The 25,258-nt window shown below is 65.3% G+C and carries 21 protein-coding genes and 2 tRNA genes; 11 read left to right on the top strand and 12 right to left on the bottom strand.

Annotated elements, in window-relative coordinates; translation table 11 throughout:
- Positions 1 to 173: 173 nt before the first annotated feature.
- The 3 genes from RHOSA_RS0112160 (at position 174) to RHOSA_RS0112150 (ending at position 1,365) form a co-directional block, all read left to right on the top strand.
- A complete protein-coding gene (locus RHOSA_RS0112160; protein ID WP_027288885.1) occupies positions 174 to 488 on the top strand; it encodes an integration host factor subunit alpha in 315 nt (104 codons plus the stop codon).
- 62 nt (positions 489 to 550) lie between these two features.
- On the top strand, positions 551 to 1,141 hold the full coding sequence (locus RHOSA_RS24770) for a MerR family transcriptional regulator (RefSeq protein ID WP_027288884.1): 591 nt from the start codon (positions 551 to 553) through the stop codon (positions 1,139 to 1,141).
- Positions 1,142 to 1,288: 147 nt separating this feature from the next.
- Positions 1,289 to 1,365: transfer RNA gene (locus RHOSA_RS0112150), tRNA-Pro, on the top strand.
- Positions 1,366 to 1,450: 85 nt separating this feature from the next.
- Here the strand turns inward: RHOSA_RS0112150 and RHOSA_RS0112145 are convergent.
- Together RHOSA_RS0112145 and RHOSA_RS25605 are read right to left on the bottom strand one after the other, a co-directional pair.
- Positions 1,451 to 2,179, bottom strand: a complete 729-nt coding sequence (locus RHOSA_RS0112145) for a DUF72 domain-containing protein (RefSeq protein ID WP_027288883.1) — start codon at positions 2,177 to 2,179, stop codon at positions 1,451 to 1,453.
- 254 nt (positions 2,180 to 2,433) lie between these two features.
- Positions 2,434 to 2,760 (bottom strand): hypothetical protein, encoded by a 327-nt coding sequence (locus RHOSA_RS25605; RefSeq protein ID WP_215905065.1) that lies wholly within the window; start codon positions 2,758 to 2,760, stop codon positions 2,434 to 2,436.
- Between the two features lie 154 nt (positions 2,761 to 2,914).
- Here RHOSA_RS25605 and cutA point away from each other — a divergent pair, with 154 nt between their 5' ends.
- Positions 2,915 to 3,259 (top strand): divalent-cation tolerance protein CutA, encoded by a 345-nt coding sequence (cutA, locus tag RHOSA_RS0112135; protein ID WP_027288882.1) that lies wholly within the window; start codon positions 2,915 to 2,917, stop codon positions 3,257 to 3,259.
- Positions 3,260 to 3,271: 12 nt separating this feature from the next.
- Here the strand turns inward: cutA and gcvA are convergent, their stop codons facing one another.
- Entirely contained in the window at positions 3,272 to 4,186 is a 915-nt protein-coding gene (gcvA, locus tag RHOSA_RS0112130; RefSeq protein WP_027288881.1) for a transcriptional regulator GcvA, read from the bottom strand.
- A 200-nt stretch (positions 4,187 to 4,386) separates the two neighbouring features.
- On the opposite strand from gcvA, the gene RHOSA_RS25160 reads away from it, so the two are divergent.
- Complete coding sequence (locus RHOSA_RS25160) at positions 4,387 to 4,548, top strand: RSP_7527 family protein (protein ID WP_156092714.1); 162 nt, start codon at positions 4,387 to 4,389, stop codon at positions 4,546 to 4,548.
- Between the two features lie 200 nt (positions 4,549 to 4,748).
- Positions 4,749 to 6,200, top strand: coding sequence for an L-lactate permease (locus RHOSA_RS0112120; RefSeq protein ID WP_027288880.1), 1,452 nt, complete (start codon positions 4,749 to 4,751; stop codon positions 6,198 to 6,200).
- Positions 6,201 to 6,272: 72 nt separating this feature from the next.
- Here RHOSA_RS0112120 and uvrA read toward each other — a convergent pair whose 3' ends face one another.
- Positions 6,273 to 9,158, bottom strand: coding sequence for an excinuclease ABC subunit UvrA (gene uvrA, locus RHOSA_RS0112115; RefSeq protein ID WP_027288879.1), 2,886 nt, complete (start codon positions 9,156 to 9,158; stop codon positions 6,273 to 6,275).
- A gap of 254 nt (positions 9,159 to 9,412) precedes the next feature.
- On the opposite strand from uvrA, the gene ssb reads away from it, so the two are divergent.
- Complete coding sequence (gene ssb / locus RHOSA_RS0112110; RefSeq protein WP_027288878.1) at positions 9,413 to 9,913, top strand: single-stranded DNA-binding protein; 501 nt, start codon at positions 9,413 to 9,415, stop codon at positions 9,911 to 9,913.
- Positions 9,914 to 10,061: 148 nt separating this feature from the next.
- Here ssb and RHOSA_RS0112105 read toward each other — a convergent pair whose 3' ends face one another.
- The 7 genes from RHOSA_RS0112105 to RHOSA_RS22170 all read right to left on the bottom strand — a co-directional run bounded on the left by RHOSA_RS0112105 (position 10,062) and on the right by RHOSA_RS22170 (position 20,145).
- Positions 10,062 to 11,756: a methyl-accepting chemotaxis protein gene (locus RHOSA_RS0112105; protein ID WP_027288877.1), complete on the bottom strand. Its 1,695-nt coding sequence runs from the start codon at positions 11,754 to 11,756 to the stop codon at positions 10,062 to 10,064.
- Positions 11,757 to 12,014: 258 nt separating this feature from the next.
- The gene (locus RHOSA_RS0112100; protein WP_027288876.1) at positions 12,015 to 12,533 is read right to left on the bottom strand and encodes a hypothetical protein; all 519 of its coding nucleotides are present in this window, start codon (positions 12,531 to 12,533) and stop codon (positions 12,015 to 12,017) included.
- Positions 12,534 to 12,667: 134 nt separating this feature from the next.
- Positions 12,668 to 13,840: a hypothetical protein gene (locus RHOSA_RS0112095; RefSeq protein ID WP_027288875.1), complete on the bottom strand. Its 1,173-nt coding sequence runs from the start codon at positions 13,838 to 13,840 to the stop codon at positions 12,668 to 12,670.
- Positions 13,841 to 13,955: 115 nt separating this feature from the next.
- Positions 13,956 to 15,941, bottom strand: coding sequence for a Fe(3+)-hydroxamate ABC transporter permease FhuB (gene fhuB, locus RHOSA_RS0112090; protein ID WP_051432096.1), 1,986 nt, complete (start codon positions 15,939 to 15,941; stop codon positions 13,956 to 13,958).
- On the bottom strand, positions 15,928 to 16,833 hold the full coding sequence (locus tag RHOSA_RS0112085) for an ABC transporter substrate-binding protein (RefSeq protein ID WP_081728688.1): 906 nt from the start codon (positions 16,831 to 16,833) through the stop codon (positions 15,928 to 15,930). Before RHOSA_RS0112085 ends, fhuB begins: the two co-directional genes overlap by 14 nt.
- Positions 16,834 to 17,005: 172 nt before the next feature.
- Positions 17,006 to 19,123, bottom strand: coding sequence for a TonB-dependent siderophore receptor (locus RHOSA_RS0112080; protein WP_037256224.1), 2,118 nt, complete (start codon positions 19,121 to 19,123; stop codon positions 17,006 to 17,008).
- Between the two features lie 446 nt (positions 19,124 to 19,569).
- Positions 19,570 to 20,145 carry an MSMEG_1061 family FMN-dependent PPOX-type flavoprotein gene (locus tag RHOSA_RS22170; protein WP_051432095.1) on the bottom strand — a complete coding sequence of 192 codons (576 nt, stop codon included), beginning with the start codon at positions 20,143 to 20,145 and terminating at the stop codon, positions 19,570 to 19,572.
- A 316-nt stretch (positions 20,146 to 20,461) separates the two neighbouring features.
- Between RHOSA_RS22170 and gyrA the strand changes: the two genes are divergently transcribed.
- The 3 genes from gyrA (at position 20,462) to RHOSA_RS0112060 (ending at position 24,071) form a co-directional block, all read left to right on the top strand.
- Positions 20,462 to 23,281 carry a DNA gyrase subunit A gene (gene gyrA, locus RHOSA_RS22165; RefSeq protein WP_037256222.1) on the top strand — a complete coding sequence of 940 codons (2,820 nt, stop codon included), beginning with the start codon at positions 20,462 to 20,464 and terminating at the stop codon, positions 23,279 to 23,281.
- Positions 23,282 to 23,333: 52 nt separating this feature from the next.
- A complete protein-coding gene (gene coaD, locus RHOSA_RS0112065; protein WP_027288871.1) occupies positions 23,334 to 23,882 on the top strand; it encodes a pantetheine-phosphate adenylyltransferase in 549 nt (182 codons plus the stop codon).
- A 113-nt stretch (positions 23,883 to 23,995) separates the two neighbouring features.
- Positions 23,996 to 24,071 (top strand) — tRNA-Lys (locus tag RHOSA_RS0112060).
- A gap of 314 nt (positions 24,072 to 24,385) precedes the next feature.
- Here RHOSA_RS0112060 and RHOSA_RS0112055 read toward each other — a convergent pair.
- Positions 24,386 to 24,856 carry a flavodoxin family protein gene (locus RHOSA_RS0112055; RefSeq protein WP_027288870.1) on the bottom strand — a complete coding sequence of 157 codons (471 nt, stop codon included), beginning with the start codon at positions 24,854 to 24,856 and terminating at the stop codon, positions 24,386 to 24,388.
- 127 nt (positions 24,857 to 24,983) lie between these two features.
- Here RHOSA_RS0112055 and RHOSA_RS0112050 point away from each other — a divergent pair, with 127 nt between their 5' ends.
- Entirely contained in the window at positions 24,984 to 25,244 is a 261-nt protein-coding gene (locus RHOSA_RS0112050; protein WP_027288869.1) for a hypothetical protein, read from the top strand.
- Positions 25,245 to 25,258: the final 14 nt, after the last annotated feature.

Raw genomic sequence — 25,258 nt, 5'->3', positions numbered from 1 at the left:
CCGTATTATGGGCACGTACACCTCGGGCGCACATCAAGTGCCTGCGTCAGGCCATTCGTTTTTCTGTACTTTTCGCCAAAACCTCGGCGTTTCCGCTTTGACGGGTCAGGCCGGCTGCATTACCCTTTGAAATACCCGAGAAATTGCCGGGCCGAAAACGCTGGGGGACGTGCATGGCGGAGAAGACCCTGACCCGCGCCGACCTGTCGGAGGCGGTCTATGAACAAGTCGGTCTGAGCCGGAATGAATCGGCCGCACTTGTGGAATCGGTGCTGGACGAGGTTTCCGACGCGTTGGTGCGCGGGGAGCCGGTCAAGATCTCGTCCTTCGGCAGTTTCGCCGTCCGTAAGAAGGGGCGGCGCGTGGGCCGCAACCCGAAAACCGGCGAGGAGGTGCCGATCCTGCCCCGTCGGGTGCTGGTATTCCGCGCCTCCCACGTTCTGCGCAACCGCATCAACGCGGTCTATAAGCAGCTGGTCAACGCCTGACGCGCGGCGCCGCCCGGTCTCGTCAACCGCTTTAAGACGCGCGCGCAAGTCCCTGGAACGTCATGGCCGCCAACCGCACCGCCAGCAAGTCTGCCGCCGCCTTCCGGACCATCTCGGAGGTCTCGGACGAGCTGGAGGTGCCGCAGCACGTCCTGCGTTTCTGGGAGACCAAGTTCACCCAAGTCCGGCCGATGAAGCGCGGCGGCGGACGCCGCTACTACCGGCCCGAAGATATCGAACTGCTGCGGCGTATCCGCGACCTGCTGTATTCCGATGGCTATACCATCAAGGGGGTGCAGAAGCTGCTACGCGAAGGGCAGGTCAAACCGCCCGCGCACGAGGATGCCGTTGCCGAACAGGAGCGCGCCGGTGCGCCGCCGCCGGTTAACGGCAGCGCCCTTGATGCGGATGCCGTCCCGAGCGCGACCGCCGCGGCGCCGCGTCCGTCTCAAGCCGGCCGCGCGGAGGGGCCGGCGGCCCGCGCCACGACCGCGACGACCGGGCGCGCCGCCGACACGCAGCGCGTCCCCGAATCGGACGGCAAACCGCCGGCGAAAGCGGCCTTGAATGCCGAGCAGCGCCGGGCGATCGAGACTGTTCTGGACGAATTGCGCGCCGCGCGCGCGGAGCTGAAGCAGCGCACTGGCCAGTAGGCGCGGCGGTGGGATGAACGGTCCGGGGGCTGCCGCACGCCTCCTTGAAAAAGCTGGCTGGACAGGTCATTGCGTGGGCTGAGACAGGCGGCTATAACGGCCGCCGTGATGGTGGATACCCACGTTTGGCATGGGTATCCGACGGATCGGAGCGTGGCGCAGTCTGGTAGCGCATCCGGCTGGGGGCCGGAAGGTCGCAGGTTCGAATCCTGCCGCTCCGACCACCGATCTTGTTAAATATCGCGACTATCCATTTTTACTGCTCGTTGCACGCATCCGTGCCGTACGGCGCGTTCCCAGTGCGCGCGTTTATGTGCTCAACATTTTCCGCATCTCCAGCGCATCGCGCACGGCGTCGTCTTGCTGGTCGGTGTTGTCGAAGAAGACGAACGCGTCGCGGCCGGCGTGCATCTGTTCTTTGAGCCAGTCGGCCCAGGGGATGAGTTGCGCGTGGCCGTAACGGCCGCGGTACTTGGCGTTGCGGCCGTGCAGACGCAGGTAAACGAAGTCGGCGGTCGCAACCGCCGGCGCGCGTTCGTCGGCCAGTTCGAAGGGCACGAATGCGGCGTTGTGGTGTTCCAGCACGTCATAGATGGGCCGCACGTGCCAGCGTGGATCGCGGAACTCGAAGGCCGCCCGGGTTCCCGCCGGTAATTGCTGCAGGAAGCCCTCCAGCCGCTCGGTGTCAAGCGGCATCTTGGGTGGCAGTTGGAACAGTACGGCCGCCGTACGGTCAGCGAGCGGCTCCATGCGTTCGAAGAAGACCCGGATTTGGTCGCCGCAGTCCTTCAGGCGCTTGCGGTGGGTCAGTTGCTGCCAGGCCTTGACCGAAAAACGGAAGTCCTCGGGCGTTCGCTTGACCCAGCCCTTCAGCATGTTCCCCATCGGCAGACGGTAGAAGCTGGCATTCAGCTCCACCGTGCCCAGATGCTGGGCATAGTGCGTCAGCCATTGATTGCGCGGCAGCTTTTCCGGGTAGAACGGTCCAACCCAATTGTCGTAGCTCCAGCCGCTGGTGCCGACGAAAGCGCGCGCCATGATACGACCTCCTGGGCGCCGTGGTCTTGGCAGTGCAGGTGGGACGTGCCATGCCTTCCGTGCAACCGTTCGAAAGGGCGTATTAACTACGCTTTGAGCTGAATCAATGTGGGGGAAGCGGGGGTGCCGTACGGTTCCTTGCGTAACGACAGCGTCGTTGTCTTGCGATTCAGCGTCGCTTCGTCGGGGTTGTGGTCCGTCTGGTTCGGCGGGCCAGCTCCCCCCTCAAGCCCAACTCGACATGCCCCGTCGGCTTATGTTCCGACGGGGCCTTTTTCCTCCGCGATCGTTCGGCCTGCGTCGGTCAGGCGGCAGACCAGCCAGTCCGGCTTCATCGGGTTGGCGAACCAGGGGGTCGCCCAACCCTTGCGGATGCACCCGCGGATCAGGGCCGAGGGATAAGCCTGGCCGTCGTGATCGAACAGCGGCAACTTGCCGCCCGGCTGGTCCAGCCCGCGCTGCAGATAGGCACGCTCTGCCGCGCTCGGCGGACCCGGGTCGGGCGTGCCGCTGGCGACGGGATCAGGCCGATCGGCGGTTGAGGATGCAGGCATGGTCTTCGCAGCGGGGCGTGGCGGCATGGCTTGCGACCTGCTGTCCCGGGAGGCTTGCCTCCGCTGACCGGCCGCGGCGGCTCGTTTAGACTGTCGGTGACCGGGCAGGGTGGTTGACGACCGACCCGCACAAACGACCACGCGGCTCCGGCAACACTAGCGCAAACGGGAGGGGACGGCGATGGCTTACAATCTGATTTACATTACGGCGGCGAACGTAGAAGAGGCAAAGGAGTTAGGCCGCGCGCTGGTCGAGGCGCGGCTGGTTGCCTGCGCCAACGTGATCCCGAATATGATCCCGATTTTCTGGTGGGAGGGCCGCGTTCAAGAAGACAGCGAGGCGATCCTGTTGGCGAAGACCCGCCAAGCCCTGACCCAGCGGGTGATCGACTTCGTGCAGAAGGAACACAGCTACGACTGCCCGGCCGTGCTCGCCCTGCCGATCCAGGCGGGACATACGCCCTTTCTGCAGTGGATCGACGACGAAACCGAGGGCGCCGACGCGCCAGATACCGATATGGAATAGGGCGCTGCCGCGTCAGCCTGAGGGTATGTCGGTCTGACTTTGCGGGCTTTGGCCGACCTGCTCGAACAACCAGTCGCGGAAGGCGATAATTGCGGGATCGTCGCCGCGGTGCTTGGGGTAGACCAGCCAGAAGGCAAGATCGGAGTGCAGGTCGTGCGGGAAGGGCGCGACCAGCGTGCCGTCGGCCAGTTGGTTCTCGACCAGCCCGCGGTTCACGATCGCGACCCCCATGCCAGACAGCGCGGCCTGCACGGCCATCGCGTCGTGATCGAACTTGGGCCCGCTTTCCGCGTCCACCTTGTCCGCCCCCATCGCACGCAGCCAGGAGCGCCAGCGGCCCATCCGCGGCACGGCATGGACAAGCTGCACCTTGGCGAGATCGTTCGGCGTCTTCAGCGGTTGCTTTTCCAGCAGTTGCGGGCTCGCGACCGGGATCAGCTCCTCCTGCATGAGTCGGTGCGCCGTCACCCCGGGCGTGTCGATCCGCGCGGTATGGCGGATCGCCAGATCGATGTCGCTATCGGTAAAATCGACCATCTCGATCTGTGCGGACAGGCGGGTCTCGATCTCCGGATGCGCGACCTGGAAGGCGGACAGGCGTGGCATCAGCCAGCCGACGGCGAACGATGGCGCGGCCGAGATGTTCAGGACGGCTTTGTCCGGCTTGGCGGTGATCCGCTCTGTGGCATCGCGTAGCAGATCCAGCGCTTCGCGCACTGCCGGGAGGTAGGTCCGCCCCTGGTCGGTCAGGTGCACCTTGCGGGTGGCCCGCCGGAACAGCGGCACGCCCAGCAGGTCCTCCAGCGACTTGATCTGGTGGCTCACGGCCGAAGGGGTCATGTTCAGCGCCTCCGCGGCCTTCTTGAACGAGCCGTGGCGGGCGGCGGCCTCGAACGTCCTGAGCGCGTTGATCGGCGGCAGGTGCATAACGGGACTCTCTGACGCGGGTGGTGCGGCGTGGCGCCACAATGGATGAGCGGCGTTCACCTATAACCTGAAAAAGCGTCGTTTGTCGCGGTGCAGCATTGGGCGCATCTTATGGCTCAGACAGAGGGCGGAACGTAACACGGTTGAAAGACGCTTAACCATCGTTGCCGTCCAGCAAGGGTACTAGAGGGAGCAGAGCCATGACCCACGTCGAGATCGACTACTACATCAAGCAGGCCCGCGTGGAGCGCTCGAAGGCCGTCGTCGCGGGGTTCCGCGCGTTCAAGCGCGCGATCACCCGCGCGGCCAGCCGCATCCACGGCGGTTTCAGCCACCTGCATCAGCCGAAGGTTTATCAGTAAACCACGCGGCTGACCGATGCAGATCGAAAGGGCCGGCGTCCCATGGGCGCCGGCCCTTTCCGTTTGGCGCACGTCCGGCTCAAGCGGTGCCGCAAGGGGCCGATGTTGAATGCGCCCGCCGGCACGCCCACGCTGTGCCAGTTCGCCCTACGGCATAGGCGCGCGGTCGCGCGCCGGCTTGCGCTTGATCGGAGCTCTTCATGGCCGGTCTTTACGCCCTGCCCATCCTCGCCGTCGTAGCCGCGTTGGCCAGCGGTCGGGTCGGTTTGCAAACGGCGGCTGGGGCCGGGCTCGCGTTGACGGTGGCCCTGGCGCCCTTGGCACGGACTGGAGACGGCGATTTTGCCGGGTTCCTCGTCGAACAGGCGGTTAACGGTGCCTGGCTCGCCTGGCACGCCATCGCGGTCATTCTTGCGGGTCTACTGTTCCACAACGTGGCCAAGCGCACCGCACCGGACCTGTTCGACCCGGGCGGCGTGCGGGCGCAGCTCAACTATCGTCAACTGTTCGCCGTTTGCTTTCTGCTCGGGCCCTTCTTCGAAGCCGCAACCGGGTTTGGTGTCGGGTTGATCATCGTGATCCCGTTCCTGCTGCGCATGGGCCTGGACGGCGTCACAGCCGTGGTCTTCGGCCTGTACAGCCAGATCCTCGTCCCTTGGGGGGCGATGGCCGTGGGCTCGACCGTGGGCGCGGGCCTCGCGGGGTTGGGAACGCAGGAGATCGGTCTCTACAGTGCCTATCTGACGGCGCCCCTTTTACTAGCCTATCTCGCCGTATTCTGGTGGTTGGCCGGCCGCGCGGGTCATGCCCCTGGCCTGGCGCAGCGCATCGACGACGTCGTTTGGCTGGCTGCCCTCGCCGGCGCGATCGTCCTGGTGAATCGCTACGTTGCGCTTGAAGCCGGCGCGCTCTTGAGTTGCGGCGCCCTGCTGGCGGTCCGGCACCTCCGGGACCAAGGGTTGCGCGCTGGCAGTTCCGACAGCATGCGGGCTGCGTTGCCATATGCGGCCCTGACGCTTGCGGTGCTGCTGACACGCACGATCGGTCCCCTGGAAACGGCATTGAAGGGCCTTGGAAACTACGCTCCGACAGCGGATGTTCCGCCGTTCGAGCCGTTCTATCACGTGAGCTTCCTGATCCTTCTGGTCGCGTGCGCGAACGCCGCCGCTGCCCGGTTCTCGGCGATGGAATGGGCCACGATCGCACGCGCCATCTGGACCAGCGGCCGGGCGCCGGTGCTGGCCACGCTCATCTTTGTGTTGATGGGGCAGATCACTGCTGCGTCCGGGATGGCGGCCGAGATCATGCGGGCCTTGATCGGCGCGGTCGGCGCCGGTGCCGTCCTGGCAAGCCCGGTAATCGCGGCCCTGATGGGATTGCTCACGGGTAGCAACGTCGCCGCGAACGCGATCGCCATGCCGGTGCAGACGTCGCTGGCCGCGCAGGCGGGTCTGCCGATCACCTGGGTCGCCGGCCTTCAGAACGTGGCCGGCAGCAACTTCACGCTGATCTCCCCGATCCGCATCGCCATGGGGGCGGCGCTGGTCGGCGAGGGCGGTCGGGAAGGCGAGATCTTCCGCCGCGCTATGCCGATCGCGGGGGCTGCGCTGGCGGTATTCCTGCTGGCAGCGCTGGCGCTGCTGCTGGCGTAAGCGGCAGGCTGGCGCGGGGTTCGGACGGTGTACCCCGCTCTTCCCTATTGGAGGCGACTATTCAGGAGGCTCTCACGCCTGCTTGCGGTGCTTTTGCCCGCCCGCGTGCGCCTGGCCGTGGTGGTTTTCCCGGTATGCGCCCAGATAGTGGCCGGTATGACTTTCGGGCACCTGGGCGACCTGTTCGGGCGTGCCCTTGGCGACCAGCCGGCCGCCCTTCGAGCCGCCTTCCGGGCCCATGTCCAGGATGTGATCGGCGGTCTTGATGACCTCCAGGTTGTGCTCGATCACCACCACGGTGTTGCCTTGGTCGACCAGGCGATGCAGCACTTCGAGCAGCTTGCGCACGTCTTCGTAGTGCAAGCCGGTCGTCGGCTCGTCCAGGATGTAGAAGGTCTTGCCGGTCGACCGACGGGACAGTTCCTTGGCCAGCTTGACGCGCTGCGCCTCGCCGCCGGATAGGGTGGTCGCGGGCTGTCCGATCTTCACGTAGCCCAGGCCGACCTGCTGCAGGGTCACGAGCTTGTTGCGGATGTTGGGCACGGCGGAGAAGAAGTCGACGCCCTCGTCGACCGTCATCTCCAGCACGTCGGCGATCGAGTGGCCCTTGAAGGTGATCTCCAGCGTCTCGCGATTGTAGCGCTTGCCCTTGCACTCGTCGCAGGTGACGAAGACGTCGGGCAGGAAGTGCATCTCGATCTTGATGACGCCGTCGCCCTGGCAGGCTTCGCAGCGCCCGCCCTTGACGTTAAAGGAGAAGCGCCCGGCCTTGTAGCCGCGAGTGTTTGACTCCGGCAGACCGGCGAACCACTCCCGGATCGGGGTGAAGGCGCCGGTGTAGGTCGCCGGGTTGGAGCGCGGCGTGCGGCCGATCGGCGACTGGTCGATGTCGATCACCTTGTCGAGCAGTTCCATGCCCTCGACCTTGTCGTGCTCCGCCGGGGCCTCGCGCGCGCCGTTAATCCGTCGGGCCAGCGTCTTGTACAGCGTTTCGTTGATCAGGGTGGACTTGCCGGAGCCGGAGACGCCGGTCACGCAAGTGAAGGTGCCGAGCGGAATTTTCGCCGTCACGTTCTGCAGGTTGTGGGCGCGCGCGCCCTTCACCGTGATCGCCTGGCCCTTCCGGCCTGGCCGGCGCTTGTCGGGCAGGGGGATGTTGCGGAAACCGGTCAGGTACTGCGCGGTCAGGCTTTCCGGCTTCTGCATCACCTCCGCAGGCGTGCCGCGGGCGACCACGTTGCCGCCGTGGGTGCCGGCACCGGGGCCCATGTCGACCAGATAATCGCTGTCGCGGATAAACTCCTCGTCGTGCTCGACCACGATCACGGTGTTGCCGAGGTCGCGCAGGCGTTCGAGCGTCTGCAGCAGCCGGGCGTTGTCGCGCTGATGCAGGCCGATCGACGGTTCGTCCAGAACGTAGAGCACACCGGTGAGGCCGGACCCGATCTGCGAGGCGAGGCGGATCCGCTGGCTCTCGCCGCCGGAAAGGGTGGCGGCCGGGCGCGACAGGGTCAGGTACTCCAGGCCGACGTCCATCAGGAAGTCCAGCCGTTCGCTGATCTCCTTGACGATCCGCCGGCCGATCTCCTGCTGCTGCGGACGTAGGTGGTCAAGCACCTGGGCGAACCAGCTCTGCGCCTGCTCGATCGACATCTCCGCCGCCTGAGAGACGTTGAGGTCGCGGATGCGGACCATTCGTGCTTCCAGCTTCAGCCGCTGACCGCCGCAGGTGTCGCACGGCTTGGCGGTTTGGTACTTGGACAGTTCCTCGCGGACCCAGTCGCTGTCGGTCTCCCGGTAGCGGCGCTCCATATTGGGGATGATGCCCTCGAACGGCTTGTCCGTTTCATAGGACCGCAGGCCGTCGTCGAAACGCATGCGCACGCGCTCACGAGTGCCGTAGAGGATGCCGTTCTGCGCGGCCTCCGGCAGCTCGCCGAACGGCGTCGTGGTCGACACGCCGAAGTGCTTGGCGAGGCTCTCCAGCGTCTGCTTGTAGAACTGCGAGGGTGAGCCGGCCCACGGCAGGATCGCACCCTTCTTGAGCGACAGGCGCGGATCGACGATCAGCCCCGGATCCATGTGCAGCGTCGCGCCCAGGCCGTCGCAATCCGGGCAAGCGCCGAACGGGTTGTTGAAAGAGAACAGCCGTGGCTCGATCTCGTCGATCGTGAAGCCGGAGACCGGGCAGGCGAACTTGGCAGAGAAGGAGGTGCGTTCGTTCGTGTCGGCGTTCTCGGTGAATGCCAGGTCGTCGCCGATCTTGAGCGCGGTTTCGAAGGAGTCCGCCAGGCGTGTCTCGATCCCCTCGCGCACCACCAGGCGGTCGACCACGACCTCGATGTCGTGTTTCTTCTTCTTATCCAGCGCCGGCGCGTCCTCGATTTCGTACAGCTCGCCGTCGATCTTCACTCGCTGGAAGCCGCGCTGCTGCAGATCGCGCAGTTCGCGCTTGTACTCGCCCTTGCGCCCGCGCACGACCGGAGCCAGCAGGTAGAGCCGGGTGCCCTCGTCCATCGCCATCACCCGGTCGACCATCTGGCTGACCGTCTGGCTTTCGATCGGCTCGCCGGTCTCGGGCGAGTAGGGCGTGCCGACGCGTGCCCAGAGCAGGCGCATGTAGTCGTAGATCTCGGTGACCGTGCCGACGGTCGAGCGCGGGTTCTTCGAGGTGGTCTTCTGCTCGATCGAGATCGCCGGCGACAGCCCCTCGATGCTGTCGACGTCCGGCTTCTGCGCAAGTTCCAGGAATTGCCGGGCGTAGGCGGACAGCGACTCGACGTAGCGGCGCTGGCCTTCGGCGTAGATCGTGTCGAAGGCCAGCGAGGACTTGCCGGAGCCGCTGACACCGGTGATCACGACAAGCTGGTCGCGCGGGAGGTCGACTTCGACATTCTTCAGATTGTGCTCGCGCGCGCCGCGCACGCGGATCGTGGGGACGCCGTGCGTTTCGGCCATGGGTTTGGTCGTCGTGTCCGTTGTTCGGGGGCGCGAAGGTGCTGAGCCCGGTGCGCCGGCAGGATTACCTAAGCTGGCGCACAATATGGGGCAAGCAAGCGCGCGAAACGAGGGGCGCTGTGCGCGCGCAAGCGGCGCGGATGAGTGGGTGTCGCACCAGTTTACCGCAACGCCTCTGGCAGCCGACGATATGAACCGCTAGAGTCGTGGCCCCTTTCGATTCCCGCTGCACGTAAAGAAGGACGCCGCACGCCATGGCCGGTACCGTCAACAAGGTCATCCTGATCGGTAACCTGGGACGCGACCCGGAAATCCGACAGACCAACCAGGGCTCGCGGCTGGCCAACCTGTCGCTGGCCACCAGCGAGCAGTGGACCGACCGGCAGAGCGGCGAGCGGCGCGAGAAGACCGAGTGGCACCGGGTCGTGATCTTCGACGACCGGCTGGTCGACGTTGCCGAAAAGTTCCTGAAGAAGGGTTCCAAGGTCTATCTCGAAGGCCAGCTCCAGACCCGCAAGTTCCAGGACCAGTCGGGCCAGGACCGCTACATGACCGAGGTCGTGCTGCAGCGTTTCCGTAGCGAACTGCAGATGCTGGACGGCCGCGGCGAAGGCGGTGGCGGCGGCTACGGCGGCGGGGGTGGTGGTGGCTATGGCCGCCAGCAGCAGGACGACCGCGTCGGCGCCATGGACACCCGCGCGCCCGCCCCAGGGCCGGGCGGCGGCGACGACCTGGACGACGAGATCCCGTTCTAAGCCAGTTCCGGTATGACAACAGGGCGCGTGCGGGTAGGTGAGGCCCCCTTCTAGGCTGTGAACCTCCGACGAAGGGCGGCACGTCAAGGAAGCAGGTCACCCCGCCTCCAAGTCCGTGCCGAGGCCCGTTCGGCGGACCGACCCCGCGTTAAGCCGCGCGGACGCGCTGTAGGAAATTCTGAACCTCGCGGCTGACCGTCTCTGCTTGGTCCTGCATGACGGCCGAGGTTTCCCGGACGGATTGCGCCGTGCTTTCGGTCTTCGCAACCGAGTCGGTTACCTCGCCGATCGCCTTGGTGATCGACTGCGTCTCTTGTGAAGTCACATCGGTGTTGCGGCTGATCTCCGCAGTGGCTGCGTTCTGCTCTTCGATGGCCGCGGCGATTGCGTTGGTGGTTTCGAGCAGGTCGTCAACCACTGTCCCCACCTCCTTCATGCCGCCGACGCACTCGCCGGTGGATCGGTTCAGAAGGTCGATCTGCTGGCGGATATCGTCCGTGGCATTGGTCGTTTGGGTCGCCAGGAGTTTGACCTCGCCGGCGACGACAGCGAAGCCCTTGCCGGCATCCCCGGCACGCGCGGCCTCGATCGTGGCATTGAGAGCCAGAAGGTTGGTCTGCTCCGCGATCGAGTTGATCAGTTCAACGACCGACCCGATCTTCTCCACTGTTCCGGCCAGTGCCGACATCTGCTGTGCCGTCTGGTCCGAGCGGGTTCGGGTCTTCTCCACCACGTCTTGCACCGTCCGAACCTGACGCTGGATCTCGTCGATCGAGGAGTTTAGCTCCTGTGCCGCCGAAGCAACCGTCTGCACGTTGTTCGATGTGGACTCCGCGGCCGTTTTGACCTGCTGGGTCCCCTCTGCGGAGCTACGGGCAATTTGCGACATCTGGGTGGAGGTGTCGGAGACCTTGTTGACCTCTTCTGCGAGCATCTGGACTGCGTTACCGACCGATTTCTCGAATTCGTCTGCGAACCCGAGCAACGTCTCACGGCGTTCCTGTTCCGTCTTCTGCTCGGCGATCGCCTGCTGACGGCGGAGCTCCTCCGTTTCCTTCATCTTGTCGCGGAAATAGTTGAAGGCGCGGGTTAGACGGCCGACCTCCGTCGGGTTGTTGTCAATCTCAACCGTGGTTTCCGCACGCCCCTCGGCCAGAGCTTCCAGGGCATTGACGGTGTAGTTGACCGGCCGCGTGATGCTGCGGCCGACGAAATACGACAACGCAATACCAAGGAGCAGTCCAAGGGCAGCCAGACCAAGGAAGAATGCTGCCCGTTGCTGGAACATCGCCTCGATGTCGTCGATGAAGAGCCCTGTTGTGACCACCCAGTTCCATCGCGCGTCCTGGGCGGAAAGGTACATCTTCGGGGCGTTCAGTTCCTTGGAGCCTGGACGCCGGCCGATGGATTCAAAGTACCCTTCGAGGTGCGGGGATGATTTGGCGGCACTTAGGAAACCGCGGTAACTCCGCTTTGTCCCTTCGCTCCCCGTCTGGAGAAGGTTTTGGCCGATCTGTTCACCGCGTGTCGGGTGCCAGACCAGAACGCCATCGGTATTGGCAACGAAAAAATAGTTCTTGCCGTCGTAGTTCATGGCCGCGAGCGCCTGCAGGGCTTGTTGCTTCGCCTCCGCATCGCTCAACGTTCCGTCGGCCGCCATTTGCGAATAAGAGTCGACGACATTAACCGCGGACTCGACGAGCGCGCGCAGTTTCAGCTTCCGCCCCTCCAACATCGTTCCCTTGAGCTCCAAGAGCAGGACGCTCGCGAGACCAGCCATGAGAATCGATAGCACGATGGTGATCAGGGCAAGTTTCTTGCCAATCGAAAGGCGTTTGAGCACAGGTTGCTCTCCTAGTAGGGCCGCGATCTGTCATCGCAAATGACTCTGCTACTAGGCCCAATTGATTGAGGAAACGCTAACCAATGACATTTTTAATGCCCCGGAAAAAACATCTAAAGGTTGTAAATATTATATAGGATTAGCTGTTTGGGGCGTGCGTCGAAAGCGAGCAGCGCTCGCTGGGCGATGTTTCGCGTCTTCCGCTTTTCAGATCCCAAGAAAAAGCAACCTGTACTGCGGCTTGGAGACAGGCGTGTCTTAATCCCGCTTCGCCAGCTCTTCTTCCAGCCCTTTCCATAGGCCGCTGCCTTGGTTGAGGTACTGGGTAAGGTACTGGCTCAGCATGCCCGCACCTTCGATCTTCTCGACGCCTGGCGGGCATGACCAGCTATCGCCGTCGCGTGTGCAGGTGACGTCAACGGTGGCGCTCAGGCGTTGGTTCTTGATCTGGGAATGTTGGCAGACGATCTGCTTGCGCGGCGGATCGAACCGACCGGGCGTGATCCATTGACCATACACGTCCGCCTTGTTCGCCCTGAGCTGGGTGGTGCAGGTCAGTCCGGACAGGAGTTGGCGCAGAACTTCCGGCACGCGCTCCAGGCCGCGATCGGTCGGAGTCACCGAGACCGGGCAATCCAGTTGTGGCCGTGCGAACGCTTTCAGTTGCTCGCGGCATTGCGACAGGTCGATGTCGAAATCCTGCGCGTGTGTCCGGTCGGGCAGGCCGACGAGAAGGGCGAGGGCGCACAGCAGGGGCAGAAGTGGACGGACTCGCATGGCCGCAGGGAATCCTTCAGGCTCGGTAAACGCAGAATGCCAGTCCAAGGCCTAGGCCTGCCCAGAGCCGCTGTCCAGAACGCATGCCGTCGAAAGCGTGTGACGGCGAAGACAGTTCGATTCCGCTCCCGACGTCAGGCCCACCAGTTTCGCGCCGGCTGGCCATCGTAGTAAGCTTCCGGGTCAAGCAGTTCCGCTTCGATCACTTCGACTTCCTCAACATCGACCGCTACCTGCGGCCGACGCGCGGGTAGGTTACCGGACCCTTGAGGCGGCGGCGTCTCGCCAGCCGATGCCGACCCTTCTTGCGCCGTGGGCGGCTCCGATGGCGGTGCCGTGATGTCAGGGCGTTTGGGCCGCCGGAACACGACGGTGAGAACGTTTTCACTTTCCGGCAACGTTTCCTCGGGAACGATGCCGTAAGCCCCAGCGCCGGTCGTAACAACGGCGTCCTCGTCGATTAACAGCATGAGTCGGCTACGTCCCGCCAGGTCGGGGATGGCTGCCTGTTCGCGCAGGATCTTACGCACCTGCCGGCCTGTAACCCCGAGCAGGTCGTGGCCGCGGAGGAACAGCATCCGTTGGGAATCCTGGCGCAGTTCACTGGCGTGCGCGGGGTTGCGTAGAAAGGCGCGGGTCAACGCGAGGATTCGGCTTTCGTGTACCAGTAGCCGGACCGCACCCTGCAGCAGTAGAAGAATGCCACCGACGGCAAACACCTCGACACTCATCGGGAATCCGAACGCGGAGAGCACAAGGGCGGTCGCACAGTACAGCGTCGCCTCGCGCTGCCAAAAGATGCCGCGCATGACCTCGGCGATGCCGCTGGATCCGACCCGCGCTTGGGCCCAGCGACGGGCCGTCTTCGGCACCTCGCGCGCAACGGCGCTTTCGTCGAATGGGCTATCCCTGCCGGTCAGTAACTCGGAGGTCCCCGGAAGCAACCGGGCGTAGCGCAATCGCAGCATCGGCTCGCCGGCAGGACCGTCCAGGGCGAAGACGGCCCGGGGATGCGCGGTGTCCGGGAGCAGATGGACGGCGATGCACATGCCCCAGCCGCGCGCCTGCTCGCCGGTCATGCCATGGCGGTGCAAGGCGGCGAGGGCCGCGCGCGCCGGGTTACGGGCCCGGATACGATAGCGGGCGCTTGTCGGGTTCAGGCAGCGCGCGCCCGGCGCGATCGCGGCCTCCCATTCGGGCAATACAGCGCCTGCCCGGCCCGTGCGGCTGGCCGCACCCGGGGTATCGGCGGCGCCGTCGGGCGCCTGCCTGGGCCCGCCGCGCATCTCATCCACAGCCTTGTCCATCGGATCCCGTCATTACCTATGCGGGGACGGCATAAAGCTTGCCGGGTTCCGGGCAACAAATCGTTAATGTCGGCCGCAGGGGCTGCGAGATCAGGAGGAGAGGCGAACGTTGCCGTTAAAGCCGGCGCAATAGCCACATGAAGTAGACGCCGCCGATCAGACAGGCGGCGAGCCCGGCCGGGAGTTCGTAGGGCAGCAGTACCGCACGGCCGACCCAGTCGGCCAGCGCCAACAGCCCGACTCCCAGACCGCACGCGCCCAGAATCTGCGCGCGCGCCCGGCGCAGGCCCAGCATCGAGGCCAGGTGCGGGGCCATCAACCCGACAAAGCTGAGCGGTCCGACCAGCAATGTCGCCGCTGCGGTCGCGAGCGCGGCCAGGAGGAGTAACAGCGTACGGGCGTAGCCGACCGCCAGGCCACGCGCTTCCGCCTGTTCGTCGCCAAGCGCGATCAGTTCGATCCAGCGCGCCAATGCCAGGGCGAGCGGCAGCACGATGGCGGCGGTGCCGGCGGTCCCCGCCACCGTCGTCCAGTCGGTGTTGTAGGTGGAGCCGGAGATCCAGTTCAGCAGCTCGACCCAGAAGGGAGTCCCGCTGACCGCGACCAGCCCCACGATGGCGTCAAACACCGCCTTGAGCGCAATGCCGACCAGCAGCACACGCTCCGGCGCGTAGCCGGCGCGCTGGGCAAAGATCATCAGCCCGCCGACCACCGCCAGCGCACCCAGCGTCCCGGCGCCGAGCAACAGTGTGTGGCCGGCGGTTGGCAGGATGAACATGGCGACCACGACGCCCGTCAGGGCGCCGCCGCTCAGTCCCAGCGATTCCGGGCTGGCCAACGGGTTGTGCAGGAGACGTTGCAGCAGGGTACCCGCGACCCCCAGCAGCAGTCCTGCGGCCGCCGCGGACAGCAATCGCGGCAGGCGCCACGGCGCCTCAGCCAGCACGGCGCTAGGCGCCTGCACGATCCAGCCGTCTGGGGCGTGCACGACCGTCATCGCCAGCAGCAGAACGACCGGTAGGCTGAGCCAGATCAGGCTGACGGCCGGCCAGCCGGTGCCCTGAACGGCTGTGAAGTAGGCGCCTTGGCCCGCCGGCATCTTGGCGTGCATGCCGCGCAGCAGCCACAGCATGATCGGTGCCCCGACCAGCGCCGTCAGCGCCCCGGTCGGCAGCAGCCCGGGCAATACGCCGGCCAGGCTCTGCACCAGTTGGTCGGCCAGCGTCAGCAGCAGCCCGCCGACCGCCGGAGCCCAGAGCAACCGCTGGCGCATCCGCCGGGCGCCCAGAAGGCGTGTCAGCGCCGGGGCGGCCAGGCCGATGAAGGCGATGACTCCAACCGCGCTGACCACGCAGGTGGTGAGGTAGACCGCAACGGCGAGGGTCAGGACGCGCGCGCGCTGCAGGTTCAGGCCCAGGCCGTGTGCGCTGCCATCGTCCAGCGTCATTACGCTAAGCGGCCGCTGCAGCAGGGTAAGCGCGAGCAGCCCTGCGGCCAGCCGCGGCAGCAGGAACGTCAGCTCACTCCAGTCATGCTGGGTGAGGACGCCGCTCCCCCAGATCAGAAGGCCGTTCAGATCGTACTGAAAGAGCAGCAGCAGGCCGGCGTTGACCGCACCGAGATACAGGCTGATCACCAGACCGGCCAATACCACGGTGGCCGGGTCGAGTTGCCGACGCCAACCGAGCGCCAGCACGAGCGCAAGCGCAAGCGAGCCACCGACCATCGCCGCCGGCTCGCGCAGGCTTGCGAGCAGTTCGGGCGCCAGCAGCGTTATCAGCGACAGAGCGAGCTGCGCCCCCGCGGCCACGCCCAGCGTCATCGGCGAGGCGATCGGATTGCGCAGGACCTGCTGCATCACCGTGCCGGCGGCCGCCAGACCGGCGCCGGCGACGAAACTAACCGCCAGGCGCGGGGCGAAGCCGTAGAGCAGCTTGACCGCTTCGAAGGAAGCGCTGGCCGGCTGTTCCAGCGCCCGCCAGATATCCTCCAACCCGCCGAGCGCGTGCAGGTTCGCACCTGTCACCGCAAGGGTCGCGACGACAAGCAACAGGCCGCAAGCCCAAGGTAGGATCGTCGGACGCAGGCTAGCGGTCGTCATACAGAGTCTGCTCCACTAACCGGGCGAAGCGCATCGCCGATAGAACGCTGCCGGCTCCCCAGACCGCAGGCAGTCGGTGTACCTGCCCGTTGCGTACAGCCGGCAGCGCTTGCCAGATACGGCTGCCGCCGATCACGCTCTCGGCCTCGTCCGGGACGGGTTCGAGCACGATCAGATGGTCGGCCGACCCCTTGAGCTGTGCCAGCGGGATCAGCGCGAAGCCCCAGCCGTTGGTCTCGCCATCCCAGGCGTTTTCGATGCCGGTGCGTTGGAACACGGATTGGAACAGGCTGCCGTCGGCATAGACGCGGACATGGTCCGAGTCCTGGAATTGCACCAGATAGACGCGGTCGCCGCGGCCGTGGTCGGCCACTCTAGACGCCAGCTGCTGAAGCTGTCGCTCCAGCCGGTCTTGGACGGCCGTAAAGGCGTCCTGGCGATCCAGCCGTTCCGCAAGTGTCTGCGTGACCTCGACCGCGCGTTCCAGCGGGTCGCCGTCCGCTGGATAGATCGTCAGCGCCTCGACAGGGGCGATTGGCTCCAAGCGTTCTGGCAGGTCCTGCAGGAAGCGCGAGGTGATGATCAGATCGGGGTTAGCCGCGGCCAGTGTCGTCAGGCTGGGGGCAAAACGCAGCCCGATGTCGATCGTGTCCTCGGGCACTTCAGGCTCCACCACCCACTCCCGGTAGCCGCGCAGATTGGCGACCGCGACCGGCGTAATACCCAGCGCCATGAGGGTTTCCGTCAGGTCCCAGGTGATCGTTGCGATGCGCGGCGGGGTGGCCGTCAGGCCGGGCGTAGGCGCGACCAGCAATAGCACGCTGGCCAGCACGGCTGCGACGTGCCGCAGTCGCCGCGGCGTTGAGGCCTGAGCTTGAGCTATGACATTCATGAGGTGGCGGGCTGTCGTCGGCAGCGGGAAGGGCTCCGGTCCCGTCGGGTAAACGGGACGGAGCTCATGCGCAAATGAAAATCACTTGCAGTGTTGCGGCTGCTCGGACGCCGGGTGCTGGCGATGTGACGGGCAGGGGCGATAGATCACCGCCTCCTGCTCATCCAACCGGTTAGAAGTTGATGTGGGTTTTCAGCAAGGCCGTGCGCCCTTCGCCATAGCCGCATGTTTCGGCCCCCTGACAGCCGGCGACGTAGCGTTCGTCGAACACGTTGGTGACGTTCAGCGAAACACCCCATCCATCACGGTCGTAGTGGATCGCCGCGTCGACGGGCGCCGCGTCCGGGACTTTCAGCGTATTGGCGTTATCGGCGTAGGATTCACCCTGGTAGCGAACGCCCGCACCGAAACCGAGTCCTTGGAAGGTGCCAGTGTGGATGGTGTAGTCGAGCCAGACCGACGCCAGCGTCTCCGGCACCAGACGGGGTTGATTGCCGACGATACTCTGGTCGATGTCGTCCGTGATCTCGAGGTCGTACCGGGTGAGCGCCGCGGTGAGCTTGAGGTTGTCGGTCACGTTCGCCTTGGCTTCCAATTCGATGCCGCGCGAGCGGATCTCGCCAACCGTGGAATAGCTGTAGCCGCTGCCGTCCCAGACACTTTGCAAGGTATTGCTGCGGGTCAGCTCGAACACCGAAGCGGTGAACAGCGCCTGCATGAAGGTTGGTTGATATTTCACACCGGCTTCGTACTGGTTGCCGGTTTGTGGGCCGACCGGGTCGTTGTTGCCGTCGGTGCCGATCTGCGGCTCGAAGAAACGGGTGGCGCTGACGTAGGGGGTGATGCCGTTGTCGAACGCATAGGCTAGCCCCGCGCGGCCGCTGAAGGCCCCATCCTGGTCGCTATAGTCGACATCTGCGGCGGTGCGGTCATTGCGGTCGATCCAGGTCCGGTCGTACCGCCCGTTGAGCGTCACGATCCAGCCATCGCCGAACTTCACCTGATCCTGCGCATAGAGACCCAGGCGGTCCAACGTGATCGTTTCATCGGTGTAGGGATCGTTCAGCGTCAGGCCGCTGTTGGTGTAGGTCGGATCTTTCGGGTCAAGCGGCCGTGCGGACCCCGAGGCCTGCCATTGGTCGATCCGGTAGTTCTCGTAGGAAACGCCGGTCATCAACGTGTGGGATAGGGGCCCGGTGTCGACGTCGAAGATCGCTTGATTGTCGGTCTGGGCCAGGTCGGCGGTGGTATCGTGAGCGAAGTTGATCCGGCTGAGCACGTCGTCGCTGGTATTCGTATCGTAGGGATAGGGGCCGTACTCCTCCCGTTCGACGTGGAACCAGCGCGACGTCGAGCGCAGTGTGACGGTGTCGTTCAGCTGGTGCTCAAGCTCGTAGCCGATCGAGCTTTGTTCGGCCTCGAACTTATCGCGCTCCGGCTCGCTGTAATAGAGGTCCCGGGGGATATAGCCGTAGGAAGCGCGCTCCACCGTGCCGACGTACGGAAAGAACCCGTTGGTGTGGCGCTGGTCGTCGTACTGGTAGGAGGCGAACAGTTCCAGGCGGGTGTCGTTGTCCGGCTCGAACAGCAGGCTCGGCGCGATCACGCCGCGGAAGTTGTCGGCGTGTTCGACCTGCGTGTCGCCGCCCTTGATCCGGCCGACCAGGCGGTAGCTCCAGGGGCCGTCTTCACTGACCTGATCGCCGATATCGAAGCCGAGGTAACCGTTCGGCGAATCGGTGATGCCGGCTTCCAGATAGCGGATTCGCTCGCCGTTCGCTCGCTTTGACAACTGGTTGACGACGCCACCGGCGCTGGAGCCTCCGTAGAGCACCGAGGCCGGACCGCGCAGCACTTCAACGCCGTCCAGCAGGAAGGAGTCATTGATGATGCCGGCGAAGGCGTAGGAGTAGAGTTGCAGGCCATCCAGGAACATGCCGGACTGGGTGACGTCGAAGCCGCGGATGTAGGCCCAATCGGTGTCGGTATCGACGCCGAACGGCTGGGCGAATACGCCGGGTGTGTAGCGCAGCGCCTCGTCGACCTTCTGGGCGCCTCGGTCGTCCATCTCCTCGCGGCCGATGACGGAGACCGATTGCGGGATCTCCTCGATCGGCGTAGCGGTCTTCGATCCGGCGGTCGACTCGGTCGGCACATAGCCCTCGGGGGAGGCCGGATCCGCAATACCGCCGACTTCCTCGCCTTCGACGACAAGGGTTGGCAGTTCGACGCTGCCGCTGTCGTTCTCGTCCTGGGCGATCGCCGGACTGCTGGATAACGCCAGCACCATTAAATACGGGAGATAGCGGCAAAAAGGGGGCTGGGCAGATGACACAATACGGCTCCTGCTTCGGATGCGGTTCCGTTGGATTTCTTTGGGAAAGCGTCGATCCGGCGGTCAATAGCACGCACTTACGCAGCCGCCGGTCAGGGCGGGCGAACGGATTTGCGCTTTTGATTAGGGGAGGGGCCGTGCAGCAGCGGCCTGCAATGACGTCCAGGGCAACCGAACCCAACAGCGATCCGTCGATGGGCGGATGACAGAGCGCCGGGTCAGCTGTTGGTCATCAGGCTCCGGGCGGAACCCACATCATCGCTTTGGTCGACATCGTCACGAGGCAGCACCGCCTTCCGGTCCATAGTACGCCGTCGACCATAATGCAAATGAAGTGCAGTCGCAATAACAGGGTGGCGTGCGCTACCAAATCCGCGCCGCTTGCTTGCGGTGCGTACGGATCACTGCTCCGGCGTCAGCCCTTCGCCGATCTGGTCGCGGATCATGGCGCCCAGCGAGGGCAGAGAGGCGCGATCAATCCGTATTTCCGGGTCCCACAGGGCGGCATGCATCAGTGCCTTGCCGCAGTGCAGGTAAACGGCGTCCACGGTGATCCGCAACACCGACCGCGGGCGTTTGCCGTCCACCTCGAACGTCTGCAGCATGGCCTCCGCAACCACGATTTCGGCCCGTCCCCGAACCCGCAGGGTTTCATTGATTCCGGGGATCAGGAAGATCAGGCTGACAGCCGGGCGTTCGACGATATTTTGCAGGGAATCTAGACGGTTATTGCCCGCTAGGTCGGGCAGTAGCAGGGTCCGGTCGCTGGCCACTCGCACGACCCCCGGTGGCCCGCCGCGCGGGCTGGTGTCCACGTTGCCCGTGGCCCCTTGGGTTCCGAGAATAACGAAAGGCGATAACTCGACGAAGCGCCGGGCGTGCCGGTCGAGTGCGGACAGCTCTTTCTGGCGGACCACCGGCTTGGCGTCCGGATAGAGCGCCCGGAGTTGGTCAATTGTCTGGATCGTTTCGGTCATGTGCGGGCCGTCGGATGTGTGGCGCGGAAGGCGACCGTTCCTGCGTTAAGCCAGCGCCCCGTGCCGACACAAGCCGGAAGTGCGATCGACTGGTTCCAGCGTTTCTGGTGACCGCCCACAAGCCTCGCTGAGATAGCGCCTACGGACCACACTGGGTTAGATTGTCCGGTCTTTGGGAAACTGCTATGGCTTTGCGCGCTTGTGCCGGCCAGAGTCGCGCGCATCCGCGCGTGTTGGCCGAGCAGGGGTGCGTAGCGGGCGGACGTGGGATGGGGCACATCCGTTTGCCCGTGGTTGTCCAGTGAAGGGACCGATTTTGAGCGAGACGCCTCCGACAAACGGAAACGACGGGATCGAGCCGGTCACGATTGAGACCGAGATGCGCCGGTCGTACCTGGATTACGCGATGAGCGTGATCGTCAGCCGGGCGCTGCCTGATGTGCGCGACGGCCTGAAGCCGGTGCACCGGCGTATCCTCTACGCGATGAAGGAGGGCGGCTACGACTTCAACCGCCCGTACCGCAAGTCCGCGCGCATCGTCGGCGACGTGATGGGTCAGTACCACCCGCACGGCGACGCGGCGATCTACGATGCCATGGTGCGCATGGCCCAGGACTTTTCCATGCGCGTCAAGCTGGTCGACGGGCAGGGCAACTTCGGCTCGATGGACGGCGACCCGCCAGCGGCCATGCGGTACACCGAGGCCCGGCTCGCCCGTGTCGCTTCGGAGGCGATGCTGGAGGACATCGACCGGGACACGGTCGACTTCCAGGACAACTACGACGAGACGACGCGCGAGCCGACGGTGCTGCCGGCGCGGTTCCCGAACCTGCTGGTCAACGGCGCGGGCGGCATCGCGGTCGGCATGGCGACCAACGTACCGCCGCACGACCTGGCCGAGGTGATCGACGCTTGCTGCGCCTATGTCGACGATCCGAGCGTCTCGGTCGACGACCTGATGCAGCACGTGCCCGGGCCGGATTTCCCGACCGGCGGCGTGGTGATCGGGCGTAAGGGTATTCGCGACGCCTACCACACCGGGCGCGGTTCGATCGTGGTGCGCGGCAAGACGCACTTCGAGGACCTGGGCAAGGATCGCAAGTCGATCGTGATCACCGAGGTGCCCTACCAGGTGAACAAAGCCCGGATGGTCGAGCGGATCGCTGAACTGGTCCGCGACAAGGGCATCGAGGGCATCTCCGACCTGCGCGACGAGAGCGATCGCGATGGTCTGCGCGTGGTGATCGAGTGTTCGCGCGGTGCCCAGCACGAGGTGGTGCTGAACCAGCTGTATAAGCACACGCCGCTGCAGACGACCTTCGGCGTCAACCTGCTGGCGCTCAACGGCGGCCGGCCGGAGATGCTGTCGCTGAAGGACGTGATCGCCGCCTTCGTGGAGTTCCGCGAGGAGGTGATCCGCCGGCGCACCGCCTATGAGCTGCGTAAGGCGCGCGAGCGGGCGCACACCTTGGCGGGCCTGGCGGTCGCGGTCGCCAACATCGATGAGGTGATCCAGCTGATCCGTCACGCACCCAACCCGGAGGCCGCACGCCAGGGGCTGTTGGAGCGTGCCTGGCCAGCGGCCGAGGTGGCGCCGCTGATCGAGATCATCGACGAGCCCGGCCACCGGGTGGCCGAGGACGGCACCTACAAGCTGTCGGAAGCGCAGGCGAAGGCGATCCTGGATCTGCGGCTGCACCGCCTGACCGGTCTCGAACGCGAAAAGATCGAGGGCGAGCTCCGGGAGATCGTCGACAAGATCCAGGAGTACCTGGAGATTCTGCGCTCGCGGGCGAAGCTGATGGAGGTTCTGCGCGGCGAGCTGGTCGCGACCAAGGACCGCTACGCCGACGGCCGTCGCACTGAGCTGCAGGACGCCGAGTTCGAGCAGGACGACGAGGCATTGATCCCGCGCGAGGAGATGGTCGTGACCATCTCCCACGCGGGCTACGTCAAGCGTGTGCCGCTCAGTGCCTACCGGGCGCAGCGGCGCGGCGGCAAGGGCCGCTCCGGCATGTCGACCAAAGACGAGGACTTCGTCAGCCAGGTCTTCGTCTGCGACACGCATACCCCGGTGCTGTTCTTCTCCTCCCGCGGCATGGCCTACAAGCTGAAGGTCTATCGCCTGCCGGCCGGCCAGCCGGCCTCGCGCGGCAAGCATGTGCGCAACCTGCTGCCGCTGGAGCAGGAGGAGACGATCTCCACCGCGATGCCGCTGCCGGAGGACGAGGACGCCTGGGGCGAGATGTACGCCATGTTCGCCACGGCAAGCGGCAACGTCCGCCGGAACAGCCTGTCCGACTTCACCAACGTCAAGGCGAACGGCAAGATCGCCATGAAGCTGGATGAAGGCGACCGGCTGGTGTCCGTGCGCGTCGCGGAAGGCAATCAGGACGTCCTGCTGGCCAGCCTGCAAGGCAAGGCGGTGCGGTTCCCGGTCACCGACGTGCGCGTCTTCAAGGGCCGCGACAGCACCGGCGTGCGCGGTATGCGCCTGGGCGGCGACGATCAGGTGATTTCGATGTCGATCCTGCATCACGTCGAGGTCAGCACGGAGGAGCGCGAGCTTTATCTGCGCTACGCCACGCAGAAGCGCCGGCAGGCGAACGGCGAAGGCAATGGCGATGATGCCGGCCTGACGCCGGAAAGTGCGGCCACCGACGGCATCAGTGCTGAGCGACTGCGCGCTCTGGAAGATCAGGAAGAACTGCTGCTGACTGTTGGCGATGACGGTTTCGGCAAACTGACCCCGGCCTACGAGTACCGGATCACCAGCCGCGGCACGCAGGGCATCACCGCGATGGATCTGGCCCGCGGCAAGGGCAGTGCACAGATGATCGCGGCCTTCCCGGTCGATCCGAACGATCAGGTGATGGTGGTGACCGATGGCGGCCAGCTGATCCGCTGTCCGGTTCAGGGCATCCGGATCGCCGGGCGCAACACCCGGGGCGTGCGTCTCCTGCGTGTCGCCGACGGCGAGCGGGTGGTTTCCGTCGCGCACCTGGGCGAGCAGGACATTGAGGAAGCGGCCGATGCCGCCGAGGCGCAGGAACCGGGCACACCGCCGGCAGACGACGGCGGGGAAGGCGAAACGTCTGGTCCCGACGCCCCGACAACACCCGAAACGGACAGCTGACGCAGGCCCCATGCCCGCAACCGGGCCGGCGAACGACGGAGGCAAGCAGGCCATGACCGGGCGTCCCCCCTTGATCGGCATCTACCCCGGCACGTTCGACCCGATTACGCTGGGCCATAGCGACATCATCCAGCGGGCGACCAAGGTGGTCGATCACTTGGTGGTCGCGGTGGCCAACAATGCCGGCAAGGGGCCGCTGTTCTCGCCGGAGGAGCGCGTCGCGCTGATCCAGGAGGATTTGGAGGCGCTGGACATCAACGGCGCCACGGTCGAGGTGCGCGCCTTCGACACGCTGCTGATGCACTTCGCCCAGGAAGTCGGCGCCCGGGTGATCCTGCGTGGTCTGCGCGCGGTTTCGGACTTCGAGTACGAGTTCCAGATGGCCTGCATGAATACCCGGATGAATCCGGAGATCGAGACCGTCTTCCTGACCGCGAGCGAGCGCCAACAGTTCATCTCCTCGCGCTTCGTCAAGGAGATCGGGTCGCTGGGCGGGGATATTCGTTCGTTCGTCTCCAGCCGCGTCGCCGAACGGTTGCAGGCGCGGTTCGACGCTCAGGGGGACGGGGGGCGAAGCCACGCCGGGGGCACGGCCAGTTGAAGCGATTTACCGCGATCATGACGGCGGTTTTGAACGCGGTTGACCGCGCTTCCAGCCCCACCTAGTTTCCCGACCCGTTCGACCCGGGCATGTGTCCCGAGTCCCGCCCGTGTGGGCCCGTAGCTCAGTTGGCAGAGCACTCGACTTTTAATCGAGCTGTCCCAGGTTCGAATCCTGGCGGGCCCACCATCTCTGTGCCCAGTTGCTGATCAGGTTGGACCAACGTCGAATCTGCTTCCTGCCTTGCGGTGGGCTGGGCAGTCCCCCTCAGAGGCGATCAGCGTGCGTTCGGGTGCGCGAGTACTCGTTGGCTTTATCCTTCCGGATAGATAGCTATCCGGACCGATGACCCACTGGTCAGCTTTCGAAACCGAACGTGCTCCGGCAACCTCCAAGACATCCGCGCACGTTGTCTTTTCCTCCGGCGCGCGGTCATGGCCCCCGGCGTTTGGTGCCCGTCGGCGCCGGGGGCCGTCCCCATCTTCCCTATGTGCAAGCGGTCGTCAGAAGATGCCGGCGTCGAGCCCGGCGGCCATCGCCTGAGCCAGGTCGCGAACTTGATCGACGAAGTTCTCCTGGAAGGTGCCCTGCAGGATCAACGGTTCTTGGATCGGGCGCCAGCTCAGGCCGGTGGTGATGCTGTCGATCGCGCGTTTGGTTCCCGTGCCATCGCGTCCAGCCCGAATGTAGGCGGCGAAGGGCAGGCCCTGCTTCTCCTCGATCACCGCGTAGTAGGTGCGGTCGAAGAAGTCCTTGAGCGCGCCTGACATATAGCCAAGGTTCTCAGGCGTGCCGAGCAGCAGGGCATCTGCGGCCATGACATCGTCTGGCCCGGCCTCCAACGGCGGTTTCCAACGTGTCTCGACCGTCTTGATCTCCGCGTCGCGCGCACCCTCCAGCGCCGCGTCGCGCAGCCGCGCGAGGTTGGGCGAGGGGGCATGGGCGACCACTAGCAGGTGCTTACGTGCGCTCATTGTGGCCTACGCTATGTTGAAACCAGGGCGTGGACAAACCGGCGCGGGGCTGGAAAGGGGCTGACGTGTGGGCGGTCGCGTCCTTATATCGGGGCCTGGACGATGACTGTCGGGAGTCGAACTCGTCATGCAACCGCGGACCGCGATGGGCAGCCTGATCGCGCTGCTGTTCTACGCCGTCACCGGCCTGGCCTTCCATCTGATCGCGTATGGCGAGGTGGACTGGGGGGACGCCTTCGTCTACGTCGCGATGGCGTTCTGGCCGTTACTCTTGGCCTGGGAACTGCTGCGCATCGCCGCGATTGTCGCGGTCGTCGTGGTGATTGGCCTAGCTGCCTACGCCTTGCTGCGCGGCCTTCTGGACCGGCTGGGCCGCAACGGCCCGTAAGCATACCGCCATCC

Origin of the sequence: Rhodovibrio salinarum DSM 9154 (assembly GCF_000515255.1) — a bacterium.
GTDB classification, from domain to species: Bacteria; Pseudomonadota; Alphaproteobacteria; order Kiloniellales; family Rhodovibrionaceae; genus Rhodovibrio; species Rhodovibrio salinarum.
Note: the sequence above shows the minus strand (reverse complement) of the source record. Positions and strands in the feature narration are given on the sequence as shown.